Raw genomic sequence first — 13,633 nt, forward strand, 5'->3', positions numbered from 1 at the left:
CGAATTTTAAAGGAGGTTGTGCAATTAACGAATATTCCTTGGTACTCCTATACCGCGGACAGACACCTTAGCAGCGCTTGCACTACAATAAGATAAATATGCTAAGATGGAATCAAGACATATAACCAATAGAAAGGAAGTAGTCATGCAAATAAAACAATTAATTTCGAACAATATTAACAAATTAGATGCAACAATACCTGTAGATAAATCATTAGGAATTGCTGGTTTATCTGGCTCAGGTAAAACAACCTTCTGTCAGACGATTGGGGAAGAATCCAAGAAACGTCTCGTTTCTTTATTACCGAAAGCTGAATATCAGTATTTATTTCCTGAGATTATGGAAACGAATTTCAGTGCCATCAAGATGGAGGACATGCCTCTAGTCCTTTTTCTCGGAAAATCATCGATTTCATCCAATCCTCGTTCAACCATAGGCACTCATACTGGCGTTTTCAAAGAGATCCGTGATCGGATGGCCGAACAATTCAATCTTTCTCCAGAAGTTTTTTCCTTTAACAACGCATTAGGATGGTGCCCGGACTGTAAAGGGCGCAGCACGACACAAAATGTTGAATGTTCGAAGTGTAAAGGTCAGCGCTACAGTCTAGAAGTAGAGCAATATAAATTGGAACTAAGGAATCAACTACATAGCATCTCCGATATTAATAACTTAAGCATCGAAACGATCCTTTCTCTGGCAGAGGAATTACATATTAGTGAAGCCAAGCAACATATTCTACAAAATTTGATCTCTATGAATATTGGCTACTTAACATTAAATCGTATTATGGGTTCGTTATCTGGTGGTGAATTAACGCGGCATTATTTGGCAGAGTTCATGGCAACAAGTGAAAATACCGTCATTATTATTGATGAAATCTCCGTTGGACTCGACCATGAAACGCTTTTGAAAATTCTAGAACAAATTAAACAATTAGGTTATAAGAATCAAATTTGGCTCATTGATCATTCAGATACGGTACTGGATACAACCGATGAGCAATTATTCTTTGGACCGGGCAGTGGTAAATATGGCGGGAAAATTGTCGAAGAATCACCTCGTCCTAAACCAGTCCTAAGGGAACCCAATAAAGCAGAGCCAACTGACTATTATCAATTTCTTGATCTTTACTGTCGAAATATTCAAATGGCTGAAATTCAAATTCCTAAGAACAGACTAGTAACCTTTACTGGCGAGTCAGGATGCGGTAAATCAACACTTGTGAATGAGTGTATGTCCAAGGATTTTCAGAAACGTTATCCCAAAGATAAACTGGTCATGGTTGGGCAAGATCGTAACCAATCAATTACGAGCCGGTCAACCGTTGCTACTTTCCTGGATATCAAAAAGAAGCTGACCAAATACAATGAAGATACTGCGGAAGATATTTTCCAACGTTCGATTGAGGATATTATTGAAGAACTGCCAAGCGAAGACATTGCACATAAACGGTTGAGTTTATTGAATAAACTTGGACTTGGCTATCTGACATTAGAAAGAAAAACACAATCGTTATCGACCGGTGAATTTCAATGTGTTCATTTAGTATCGGAGTTGTTTGCGAATTCCAGAAACCCGCATACATTGTTTATTTTTGACGAACCGTCCAAGGGTTTATCTCAAAATATTTTAAACCAATTCATAGATAGTGTTAGGGTCATTCTGGAAGATGACTCTGTCTCCTTCCTGATGATCGAACATAATGCTTATATGCTGGAAAGCTCTGATTATATCGTTGATTTTGGCAAAAGACAGCCTGAACCGATTGGGCATCTTAATGTCGTCCCTCATGATGAATACTATCGTTTACAAAATAGGGAAGATCATGCAGCTCCTTTGCACATTTCTTCCGCTCTTAAACAACAAAAAGGTATTCAATACGTGCAAGAAAACCAGATCAACTATTTTAAAAATGCAGAAAACATCTATAAGGGCGGTATCCTAAAAAGCTTATCGTCCATGGCTCGTTTGATCTACGGTGAATACGAATCCGACAAAATTGCACCTGTGATCGCGATTGATCTTGAACGACACCTGTATAGTCAATATAGTTTTCTTTATGAAATCGGTGGGCTGATCAACCATATTGTAGCTTCTCATCCGACTAATAAAGACACCAGAAGTTTTGATTTCTATTATCAAGATAATCATTGTCCATGCTGCTCGGGTCGACGTGTTATTGAAAGATTTGATATGGATGTCCTCATTCAAGATAAAACAGTGCCATTCTTCGATGGCTTATTACTGCCAGAAGTGATGGATGTCTTGAAATATTATCAGCATGCCAAGTTGCACTTCCTTTTCGAAGAGATCAAGAATGAACTCGGTCACGATATAAGTAAAAGCTATAATGAGATGACAGAAGCGGAAAAAAATACGTTCCTTTATGGCTATTGGGAAAAGTCGTTTTATGATAAAGCTGGTAAGGCATCAAGAACCTGGGAAGGCTTTAATCTCATCCTTGGGCGCTATATGGTGATTTCGAAGAACCTGACGATTAAAGAGGCAATGAAAGCATCAAGAGAAATGATCACCTGCCCAGTCTGTCATGGAACTGTCTTAAACCATCATAAAAAATTGAAGTTTAATGGCTCGGATATTCGTGAGATCATTGGGCAGCCGCTAGATCAGGTCATTCAAACCGTAGGGAATTTGCCAGAATTAGAAAGATTGAAATCCATTGTTGGCGGTGACCTTACACTTTCGGAAGAGGTCTCCTTACTGCCTAGGGAAACTCAAGTTGCCCTGAAAATGTACGAACTGGAGCTCGCTAGCTTTGTGGGTTATGAAGTGGTGTTACAAAATGCCGTGCCTTTCTGGGACAAAATTAAAAGTAATCTTGATGCGATCAGCAGTAAAAATTTGATAACCATCTGTGATTTCCCCGATATTACAGAAACAAGAGAAACCATTATTGATAAGTATTTCACCAATGGAAAATATAAGAAACTAACTTATGTTTATGAAGCGTTTGGTTACAATAAGATTGTTACTCAAATTAATAAAATCAAAGGAAGTCATCCATGCCCATTCTGTGGCGGTAAGCGAGTCATTTCAGAAGATGGACTCCATGATGGCGTACACAAATTATCGGTACCGTGTGTGAGCTGTTCTATGAGTGGGATCAATGATGAGGGACGTAAAGAAATTGTCGAGGGTGTTGCTGTACAAACATGGCTAACTGGCAAAGTAAGTGATGTTGTTGATCATAGCAAAGTGTCGGAGTCAGTTGCCGATATACCGATCTACAATCGAATTCGTGAGTTGAATAAACAAGATATGATGGCCGTTTATCATAGCTTGAAGTGATTTCAAAGAGCGCTGATCTTCGGGTCAGCCTTTTTTTATTTATTTCCAATATTCACTTGCGAGAATATTCTCCATGTGGTATATTGAGTTCAGTAAGAAAAACAGCCTCGACAACTTAGAAATGCATGTAATTACAGCAAGAGGGCGGATGATGAGCATGGATCCTAACGTCATGAGTGCGTTGGCAGAGCCTAACCGCATGAGGATCGTTGATCTTTTGCGTGAGCGGCCACTCACTGTAGGTGAAATCGCGGAACGGCTACAACTGCGTCAGCCTCAAGTATCCAAGCATTTGCGTGTACTTAGTGAGGCTGCCATCGTCGAGGTAAGGGTGGATGCAAATCGTCGTATTTACAAGTTGCTGCCTGATCCTTTCCGAGAGCTGAACGACTGGCTGGAGAACTACCGCGTCATCTGGGAGGAGCGGTATAACCGACTAGATGACTATTTACAGAAGCTGCAGGGCAAGAATTCGAAGAAAGAACAGCAAGACTGAACGAACAGGACTATTTACCCAACTATTAAAATTCTAGGAGGAAGTTTAACATGACAAATCAAATGGTTTCCAAGGTAGAGGACAAAGTTCTTATTCTAGAGCGTGAATTCAATGCCCCTCGCGAGTTGGTTTTTCAGGCATTCACTCAAGCAGAACATTTGAAGCATTGGTGGGGTCCACAAGGTTGGGCACTCCCAGTATGTCATGTTGATTTTCGCGTCGGTGGGGTTTGGCATTATTGCATGAAGTGCGAAGATAAAAATCAAGGTGAATACTTTGGGATGGAATCATGGGGCAAGGCAGTTTACAGTGAGATCGTCGTACCAGAGAAAATTGTGTATGTGGACTATTTCTCTGATGCGGAAGGCAATGAAGCGGCAAACATGCCATCTACGCGGGTAACGCTGACTTTCCTCGAAACAGAAACAGGAACTCTAGTCATAAACCGCGGGGAATATGCATCCGCTGAAGGACTGCAGCAAGTTATGGAAATGGGTATGTTGGAGGGTGTCACACAAACCTGGGACAGACTGGTTGAGCTTTTGGCATCCATACAAAAAAGTGCATAAACGCATTCTGAGGCCGCAAATTTGCGGCCTTTTCATTATTTTGCAAATAAATGACTTCAAACACTTGAACCTTACGTTACGTCATGTTTTATAGTATAGTTACCGGTAAACAGCTAGCACAGCAAAAAGGAGATGATTATGAAGCAGCTTTGGAAAGTGGGAGAGCTTGCTAAACTAACAGGACTTACGATACGAACATTGCGATTCTACGATCAAATCAACTTGTTCTCGCCTTCGGCACATTCCGAATCAGGACATAGATTGTACAATGAGGCTGATCTGTCGCGGCTGCAACAAATTTTATCGTTAAAAGAGCTCGGTTTATCACTAGATGAAGTCAAGTCCGTATTAATTGGCGAGCAATTCAGTCCGTTGGAAATCGTTTCGTTGCAAATCGCCCGGCTGAAAGATAATATTCGGATGGAGCAGAACTTGTTGCTCGAACTAGAGTATGTATCCAATCTGATGTCGTTGAAGGAACCTGTAACAGTTGATGATTTTACCAAATTGTTGGAGACAATGAAAAAGAGCCATGAGAAAGTGATTATCGAACGTCGGATGTCGTGGGAACGCCGGTTAGATCTGCTAGGTGAACTCCTTGATTTCAAATCCGGTGATTCAAATTAAAGGAGCTGACAAGCATGAATGAACGAGTTGCCGTACATAACACATTTGTTGTCGAACGAATATATAACGCCTCGCCGACACGTGTTTTTGCCACATGGGAGGATCCCAAACTGAAAGAGCTGTGGTTTTCCAAAGCAGATGAATTCGACTTCCGAGTTGGTGGTAAAGAAACGAGTCAAGGAGGACCTCCGGGGGGACCGATATTCACTTTTGATGCCACGTATCAAGACATTGTTCCTAATGAACGTATTGTATACAGTTACACGTTGGATATGGATCAGACGCGGATTTCAATTTCCGTGACAACTGTTGAGTTCAAGCCTGAGGGTACGGGAACCAAGCTGATATTCACTGAACAAGGCGTCTTTCTAGACGGCCATGATACTCCAGCTTTACGCGAACACGGTACTAAGGAAATGCTGGACAATCTGGGCAAGCAGTTGGACAACATCTAAATTAGCAGAATCAATCGCACAACCGGCCGAAATGCCGGTTTTTTTGCGTTCATTTATAAAAGAAAAAACTTCACGTAAGTGTGAAGTTCTTAAGGTATTAAATTTTGAATTCGATTGACTAAGACTGTTATATCAGTAATCGTCATGATGATTTGTGAATTCTGAAGCTTATCAAGTGCCAGATGTCCATTGACTAACACTTTATTGATCTCATCCAGCAATATTCTATTTTTATCTACCAACTGTTGATGAACATCCTCTGCAATCGTAGGGACACTTTTTACATTGAATTGTTCGATGTCTTTTTTTATCCCGATTAATTGATTTTCGAGTGCTTGTTTGGTCTCTGGATTCAAAGCCGCATCTTTGATCATTTGAGGTGCTTGTTCTGCAAAAGTACTCAATTTATTAATATGTTCAGTAGCTTGACTGGCGTAATCGACAGAACTATTTACTTTCTCTACTAACGCACAGGCACTCAATTGAAGGGTTGACAAAACTAAAATTAGTACCAGCAATTTCTTCATGATTTTGATCTCCTTTACGGTTCGATTTCAAAGAAAATTGAACTTGACTTATTGGTTAGTACGTTTGTGAAGAAAAAGGGTTTCATTACCAGCACAACTTGTGTTACTATTTTAACGAATCGTAACACTGCACACGTGAACATTTAGAAAAGGAGTGACTAATTTGAAGCCCCGTTTAACCATGATTCTGATTGTATTGACCGTATTAACCTTAGTAACTGCTTGTACGAAACAAAAGCCTCAGCCAGTAACTGAATCGGCAAAGAAGGAGATTGTTCTCGCCATCGGGGGTGAGCCGGAGGCAGGATTTGATCCGACAACGGGATGGGGGCGTTACGGTTCTCCCTTATTTCAAAGCACCTTGCTTAAACGAGACAAAGATTTGAATATTGTCAATGATTTGGCTACAGGGTATGAGGTAAGTCAGGATGGCATGATTTGGACAGTGAAGGTACGTAAAGACGCCAAGTTCAGCGATGGAAAACCACTTACTGCTGCAGATGTGCAATATACCTACCAAGCCGCTTCAGCTAGCGGTTCGTCCATCGATCTGAGTAACGTGAAGAGTGTAGAAGTCTCCGATGAAACAACAGTAAAGTTTACGCTCAAAGAACCTCAATCCACCTTTTCACAAATGCTTGTGTCAACTGGAATTGTGCCCAAGCATGCGCATGGGAAAGACTATGCCCTTAAACCGATTGGCTCGGGACCATACAAAATGGTTCAGTGGGATAAAGGTCAGCAATTGATCGTAGAAGCCAATCAAGATTACTACGGGAACAAGCCATTTTTCCAGAAGATCACGTTTCTCTTCCTAGGTGAAGATGCTGCTTTCGCTGCTGCGAAGGCGGGAACGGTTGACATTGCAGCAATTCCTGCAGCATTCAGCAAGCAATCGGTAAGCGGTATGGAACTGAAAGCTGCCAGAACTGTCGACAATCGCGGCATTATGTTTCCTTATGTGAAATCTGGCGGCAAAACGAAAGAAGGCTATCCAATTGGTAATGACGTTACAGCCGATTCATCTATTCGTAAGGCTATTAATATCGCCATAGACAGAAAAAGCTTAGTACAAGGTATTCTAGAAGGACATGGTACACCAGCTTATACACTGAACGACGGTCTGCCATGGTTCAACCAAGAGTCTGTTATCGCTGATGCAGACTTGAGTGCCGCGAAGAAACTCCTTGCCGATAATGGATGGAAAGATACAGATACCGATGGCATTGTTGAAAAAGGGGCATTAAAGGCAGCCTTTAATCTGCTTTACCCATCAAGTGATGTTACACGTCAATCACTTGCCATTGCTGCAGCGGATATGTTGAAACCTTTAGGTATTGGGGTTAAAGCTGAAGGAAAAAGTTGGGACGACATTGAGAAACAAATGCATGCGAATCCAGTTCTTCTTGGCTGGGGCAGCCATGATCCGCTCGAAATTTATAATGTATACAGTAATAAATTTGGTGGAGTAGAATATTACAATCCTGGATATTACAACAATCCGAAAGTCGAAAACTACATGACACAAGCCTTGCGTGCAACGAATGAGAAGGATGCTTGGGCATTTTGGAAAAAGGCACAATGGGATGGTGAAACAGGGTTAAGCGGCAAAGGTGATGCGCCATGGGCGTGGTTGGTCAATCTAGATCATCTTTATTTGGTTAAAACTGGTCTCAATATTGGTAAGCAGAAAATTCATCCGCATGGACATGGTTGGCCAGTAACCGATAACATTGAGGAATGGCAATGGAACTCTTAAAACTCTTTTCATTTATCCTTCGTAAAGGACTAGGATTACTACTGCTGCTGTTTGCTGTGAGCGCCATTTCATTTATGCTTGTTCACTTATCTCCAATTGATCCCGTTCAAGCTTATGTAGGCGCGGACATGATGAGGGTTAGTCCCGAACAGCGTGAAGCCATCGTACAATATTGGGGGTTAAATGATCCGCCACTCCTACGATACTGGTATTGGTTGAGCGCTCTAGTAAGTGGTGATTTAGGTACATCTATGATTTACCGTCGACCTGTGCTGGAGGTGATCAGTGAACGTTTCGCTGCATCTCTTGCGCTTATGGGGGCTGCTTGGCTGTTATCCGGACTCATCGGATTCGTCTCAGGCGTCTTGGCGGCAATGAATCGAAATACGTGGATTGATAAAAGTATCCGATGGTACTGCTATACGCTTTCTTCAACTCCAACTTTCTGGGTCGGCTTGCTATTCATGCTTGTATTCGCGGTATGGCTAGGTATCTTACCCGTAGGACTTTCTGTACCTGCTGGTACCACTTCAGATCAGGTAGAATTCATCGATCGAATCCGACATATGATTCTACCCGTGCTAACGCTTAGTGTCACAGGGATCGCAGCCATTTCCCTGCATACGAGGGAAAAGTTACTCGAAGTGACGTATAAAGAATACTGGTTGTTTGCAAGAGCTCGCGGTGAGCGAGGATTCACCATTTTTTGGAGGCACGGCCTGAGGAATGTGGCTTTGCCAGCTATTACACTGCAATTCGCGTCATTCAGTGAACTGTTCGGTGGAGCTGTACTAGCTGAACAAGTATTTTCTTATCCCGGTTTGGGACAGGCGGCAGTAGAAGCTGGACTTCGCGGTGACATCCCCTTGTTAATGGGCGTTGTGTTATTTAGTGCCCTATTCGTGTACTGTGGAAATGCGATGGCTGATCTCAGTTATCGATTTATTGATCCGAGGATGAAGGAGGGAAGTCGTTCATGAAGCAACTTTTGGGTGTCGGAATGGTGCTTCCCAAGATTCATTCTCGATTGAAAATATGGATTTCAACCATGATTGCATTGTTCGTATTGCTAACTTTGATCGCGATGTCCATGTGGCTTGATGACTCGGGTTTAGCTACCAATTTGACACAGCGTAATGTAGAGCCATCAACCCTGCATCCATTTGGGACAGACTGGCTAGGCAGGGATATGTTTACCCGTACAATGAAAGGATTACTACTTAGTCTGAAAGTAGGGCTTACTGCTGGTATTTCAAGTGTTGTGATTGCCAGTATAATGGGACTTACAGCTGCAGTCATGGGTCGTATGGTGAATCGTTTCATTAACTGGTTAACAGATCTATTTCTAAGTGTGCCTCATTTAGTCACACTGCTCTTGATTTCATTTGTGCTAGGTGGAGGCGCCAAAGGTATTATTATTGGGGTCGCGTTGACGCATTGGCCAAGCCTGTCGAGAGTTATTCGCGCAGAGGTTATGCAGATTCAAACGGCACCTTATGTTGTTATCTCACGTAATTTCGGTAAATCCCGTTGGTGGATCGCAACTAGGCATATCATTCCTCACCTGGTTCCACAACTATTGGTGGGAATCATTCTAGTCGTTCCACATGCTATCCTACATGAAGCCTCAATTACCTTTATTGGAATGGGTCTATCGCCGCATGAGCCTGCAATTGGTATCATTTTGTCTGAATCCATGCGCTATCTATCTTCAGGTCTGTGGTGGTTAGCCTTGCTCCCTGGATTGTGCTTGTTAGTATTGGTACGGACTTTTGCTATGTTAGGCGAAAACTTAAAACAGGTCGTGAATCCACAATATACTCATGATAAATAAGGACAGAAATTGAAGTGAGAGGAGCTCGCTTATGCTAGAAATTAGCAGGCTTACTATCCGGTTTAATCGGCTTGACCGCCGCATGCGGCAGGTGCATACAGAAACGGTCCATAATCTTCATCTATCCGTTGCAGCGCAAGAGATTCTAGCCGTTGTAGGCTCCAGTGGTTCTGGTAAAAGTCTACTCGCACATGCCATTTTAGGCATTCTCCCCAGTAATGCGCAAGTCACGGGCAGCATTCAATTTAAGGGCGAAGAATTGACCCCGGATAGACAAAGACGTATACGAGGGAAAGAAATCGCCCTCATCCCACAATCAGTAGCGTATTTAAACCCTTTGATACGTGTTGGGGAGCAAGTACAGCAATCCGTTCGTCAGGGGGACCCGGTGGCACTTAGGCGGAAGGCTTTTAACAAGTATAACCTTGCAGATTATGTGGCAAAATGGTTTCCCTTCCAGCTATCCGGCGGGATGGCTCGTAAAATTCTTGTCTCGACTGCGACGGTAAGCGGAGCTAGACTGCTAATCGCCGATGAGCCGACGCCAGGGTTAGATACCCAAGCAATGACGGAGACATTGAGTCGTTTCCGTCAGTTAGCGGAGAGCGGCTGTGCAGTGATGTTAATCACACATGATATTGAGGCAGCTTTAACTGTCGCAGATCGAATTGCCGTCCTGTATGCGGGGACTGTTGTGGAAACTGCTCTTCGCAGCGACTTTACCGCAAATGGGGAGAAATTACGTCATCCCTATACGAAGGCATTATGGAACGCACTTCCTAGTCAGCAATTTGCAGCCATTCCTGGCTCTCAACCGTTGCCGGATGCATTACCTAAGGGGTGCGTATTTGCTCCGCGTTGTTTGTCTGCTACAAATGAATGTGTAGAATCTCCACCTGAGCCTCGCCCACTTAGGAACGGAGAAGTGAGGTGCTTGCATGCCACTTGAGGGGGAAAACCTGAGTTTTCGATATACCAAAGAGGAATGGGTTTTGCGGCAAATACATATTAGTATGGAAGCTGGAGAGGTCGTTGGCCTTGTCGGTCCAAGTGGTTGCGGCAAATCTACGCTTGGGAAATTACTCGCGGGTCACCTTCAACCGACGGAAGGGCATGTTCATCTTGACGGTGTCCCGATTCCTCCTGGGATTCGAAACCCTGTGCAGCTAGTCCTACAGCATCCTGAACAAGCGGTGAACCCCAAGTGGAAGCTGCGGAGAACATTAGCGGAGTCAGGAAGAATTGACGATAATATGCTAGCCGAGCTAGCCATTGAGGATGAGTGGTTAAACCGTTACCCTAGCGAACTATCTGGCGGAGAACTGCAGAGAATCTGTGTGGCTAGGGCGCTCGGATCAGGCACTCGTTATTTGATTGCGGATGAAATGACCACCATGCTCGATGCCATTACACAAGCCCAAATTTGGCAGTCGGTACTGAGATGGGCTGAACGAAATCATTCAGGTGTACTGGTCATTAGTCACGAACACCAATTAGTGAACAGATTGTGTAGTAGAGTAGTGGAGTGGCAGAGTAGTGGAAATTAGTTATTATATGTAACAAAGTTATAATGGCTATCGCAGTTCTCCTTGCAGGAATATTCTTTAACGAAGATAAGGCTGCCACGTGGCAGCCTTTTGTGTTATTTGGCAGTTTAGTGCTAAAAAGAATTTCAAATGTTTATAGTAGATTTAAGACTACAATATGATAATATTTAAACATATTTATGTTATATACAACGCGAGCCATCATCTGGTTTTTAATGGCTAAATACGGAGAATAACACAAAGTGGGGGAAGGTTCATGATCTCGAGAAGACAGTTTATCAAAAGATTACTTGCAACCGCGGTTGCATTAACTGGTGTAGGTGCACTGCTGAAACAATCGCTTAAGGGGCCTGAGACGAAAGTCGCGATAACGGATGCCTCAGAGGTGAAAGTAATCCCACAAGCATCTGCACAACCAGCTATGGCTGATTCCGAGACTAATCAATTATTGTTATCCTTTTTCCTTCTCAGCGATGTACATATATCCAACAATGGGACTACTACGATTATTGATAAGCTTCATTCCGCGTTGAAAGATATCACTCACTTTGATTCTCCAGTTGATACGATCGTGTTCGGAGGGGATATCACCGATGTAGGTCGTGATCAGGATTACAAGCTTTTTCGGAAAGTATTAAACAACTACAAACTGCCGCCGATATATGCGAATATGGGCAATCATGATTATTACGATATTTGGATAAACAGTAAGGACGATTGGTCCGCAGAAACGGTACCCAACGGCAAAACCGATGCGATGTCACGTGAACGCTTCATGAAGTTTTTCGGCTACAAGGATAAGCCCTACAAGGATGTCTGGATGAATGATGTACATCTGATTATGATGTCCCAAGAGACCTATGTGGAGGAGAAGCCAGAGGTAGGAGAGGGGGCATGGTATTCGGATGAGCAGGTTGCATGGCTCGAGAATATTATGAAATCCCATGTGGATGGAAAGCCTGCTTTCGTCTTCATTCATCAGCCGCTCCCGGCGCTGGATATGGATGGGAAACCGCCTCAGTTGCTTAGAGCGAAGGAGTTTCGCGCAATTTTAGCGCCTTATAAGAATGTTTTTGTATTGTCTGGTCATACTCATCGTAACTTCGCAACGGAGAATCACTATAATACACAGAACACCTTTCACTGGTTCAATAATGCCTCAGTCGGCAAAACACGCAGTACAGACAATCCAAAAGCCGCGCAAGGTATGTATGTCCAGATCTACAATAACGAAGTGGTGGTACGTGGCCGTGAATTTTCCAATCAGACATGGATCGAATCAGCAAAGTATACCGTACCAATGGTTGATACTAATAAAGTGTAGTGCAGGGGGCAATGTAGTTGGAAATCAATAGAATACTAGTGACCGGGCGTATGTATAAAGAGCTTGAAAAGCTTGCGTTACTGGACACGAAGAGGGAGTACCTGTTTCTTCCAGAGGAGGAGGTTCATTCGAATCACTTTGATTGGGCTGATGGATATGTCGCATTTAAACCGACAGAGACGTTTCATTTCGGTAACCTGCAGTGGGTGCATGCGCTTGGAGCCGGCGTGGACTCATTCTTATTTCATCGCGAATGGAACATGGATGTCGTGTTGACGCGTACGGTCGGCAGTTTCGGACGGAAAATAGGAGAATATTGTTTAAGCTATATTCTTGCTGATATTCAACGTCATGATAATTTCCAGCATGCTCAGGCCCATAGGCAATGGAAGCCGTCACAACAGAAGCTACTTCATCAATTGAGCATTGTCATTTTCGGAACGGGAACGATTGGCGAGGAAGTAGCGAGAATGCTTCGATCATTCGGGGTAACTGTCTACGGAATATCACGCAGCGGTGCAGAGAATTGTCATTTTAACAGTGTCCATCCGATTACTGAGGTGAACACAGTGTTACCAAATGCAGATTGGGTCATAAACACACTACCCTTAACACCTATCACGGAAGGTTTATTTGCAAAACAATTGTTTTCCTATGTGCAGGGAGCAGGTTTTATTAATGTTGGTAGGGGAAATTCGGTAGATGAGAATGCACTACTTGAAGCGATTGGATTTGGACAGGTACGTAGAGCTGTTCTTGATGTTTTTAATGAGGAGCCTCTGCCCGTACATTCGCCGCTCTGGGCTCATCCGAACGTGATTGTTACTCCGCATATTTCGGCTGTGACTGGTGTGGATGAAGCGATTGACGGCTTGCTCGCTGTGCTTGGAGAAATGGACAATGGACAAGCACGAATTAGCCAGTCAGTGGATGTTCAACGAGGATATTAGCTCCATAGCGTATAGTATCCTTTCACATCAATTAGCCGCTTTTCATGCATACAACATTTCGATAGAGTCCAATTAGGGCTCTTTTTGGCGTTGCGGAGTAAAGAATTTCTGAATTAACTAGGTTGTGCAAGCCTTTGAGACAAGCAACTAAAGGTTACTTGAGTCTGTTGTGATCATGACGAGTAAACGCGGTACTTATGACTTGTCATGGATAGAATGATGACGAGTCAGT

At 43.1% G+C, this 13,633-nt stretch carries 13 protein-coding genes; 12 read left to right on the forward strand and 1 reads right to left on the reverse strand.

What is annotated here, in order from left to right; genetic code table 11:
* Positions 1-145: 145 nt before the first annotated feature.
* The 5 genes from ASG89_RS08170 to ASG89_RS08190 all read left to right on the forward strand — a co-directional run bounded on the left by ASG89_RS08170 (position 146) and on the right by ASG89_RS08190 (position 5,460).
* A complete protein-coding gene (locus tag ASG89_RS08170; protein WP_057310100.1) occupies positions 146-3,313 on the forward strand; it encodes an ATP-binding cassette domain-containing protein in 3,168 nt (1,055 codons plus the stop codon).
* A gap of 157 nt (positions 3,314-3,470) precedes the next feature.
* Positions 3,471-3,809: an ArsR/SmtB family transcription factor gene (locus ASG89_RS08175; RefSeq protein ID WP_057310121.1), complete on the forward strand. Its 339-nt coding sequence runs from the start codon at positions 3,471-3,473 to the stop codon at positions 3,807-3,809.
* A gap of 50 nt (positions 3,810-3,859) precedes the next feature.
* Positions 3,860-4,378, forward strand: coding sequence for an SRPBCC family protein (locus ASG89_RS08180; RefSeq protein WP_057310101.1), 519 nt, complete (start codon positions 3,860-3,862; stop codon positions 4,376-4,378).
* Positions 4,379-4,516: 138 nt separating this feature from the next.
* Positions 4,517-5,005, forward strand: coding sequence for a MerR family transcriptional regulator (locus ASG89_RS08185; protein WP_057310102.1), 489 nt, complete (start codon positions 4,517-4,519; stop codon positions 5,003-5,005).
* Between the two features lie 14 nt (positions 5,006-5,019).
* Positions 5,020-5,460 (forward strand): SRPBCC family protein, encoded by a 441-nt coding sequence (locus ASG89_RS08190; RefSeq protein ID WP_057310103.1) that lies wholly within the window; start codon positions 5,020-5,022, stop codon positions 5,458-5,460.
* Positions 5,461-5,549: 89 nt separating this feature from the next.
* On the opposite strand, the gene ASG89_RS08195 is transcribed toward ASG89_RS08190, so the two are convergent.
* Positions 5,550-5,987, reverse strand: coding sequence for a DUF6376 family protein (locus tag ASG89_RS08195; RefSeq protein WP_057310104.1), 438 nt, complete (start codon positions 5,985-5,987; stop codon positions 5,550-5,552).
* Between the two features lie 181 nt (positions 5,988-6,168).
* On the opposite strand from ASG89_RS08195, the gene ASG89_RS08200 reads away from it, so the two are divergent.
* The 7 genes from ASG89_RS08200 (at position 6,169) to ASG89_RS08230 (ending at position 13,401) form a co-directional block, all read left to right on the forward strand.
* A complete protein-coding gene (locus ASG89_RS08200; protein WP_057310122.1) occupies positions 6,169-7,746 on the forward strand; it encodes an ABC transporter substrate-binding protein in 1,578 nt (525 codons plus the stop codon).
* Positions 7,734-8,726: an ABC transporter permease gene (locus ASG89_RS08205; RefSeq protein ID WP_057310105.1), complete on the forward strand. Its 993-nt coding sequence runs from the start codon at positions 7,734-7,736 to the stop codon at positions 8,724-8,726. Before ASG89_RS08200 ends, ASG89_RS08205 begins: the two co-directional genes overlap by 13 nt.
* A complete protein-coding gene (locus ASG89_RS08210) occupies positions 8,723-9,580 on the forward strand; it encodes an ABC transporter permease (protein WP_157276564.1) in 858 nt (285 codons plus the stop codon). The genes ASG89_RS08205 and ASG89_RS08210 overlap by 4 nt, the downstream gene beginning before the upstream one ends.
* Before the next feature lie 31 nt (positions 9,581-9,611).
* A complete protein-coding gene (locus ASG89_RS08215) occupies positions 9,612-10,529 on the forward strand; it encodes an ABC transporter ATP-binding protein (protein ID WP_057310106.1) in 918 nt (305 codons plus the stop codon).
* Between the two features lie 43 nt (positions 10,530-10,572).
* A complete protein-coding gene (locus ASG89_RS08220; protein WP_321166485.1) occupies positions 10,573-11,127 on the forward strand; it encodes an ABC transporter ATP-binding protein in 555 nt (184 codons plus the stop codon).
* A gap of 256 nt (positions 11,128-11,383) precedes the next feature.
* Complete coding sequence (locus ASG89_RS08225; RefSeq protein WP_057310108.1) at positions 11,384-12,451, forward strand: metallophosphoesterase family protein; 1,068 nt, start codon at positions 11,384-11,386, stop codon at positions 12,449-12,451.
* A 17-nt stretch (positions 12,452-12,468) separates the two neighbouring features.
* Positions 12,469-13,401 (forward strand): D-2-hydroxyacid dehydrogenase, encoded by a 933-nt coding sequence (locus ASG89_RS08230; protein ID WP_057310109.1) that lies wholly within the window; start codon positions 12,469-12,471, stop codon positions 13,399-13,401.
* Positions 13,402-13,633: the final 232 nt, after the last annotated feature.

This window comes from Paenibacillus sp. Soil766, from assembly GCF_001428105.1.
In the GTDB taxonomy this organism is placed as follows: Bacteria; Bacillota; Bacilli; order Paenibacillales; family NBRC-103111; genus Paenibacillus_E.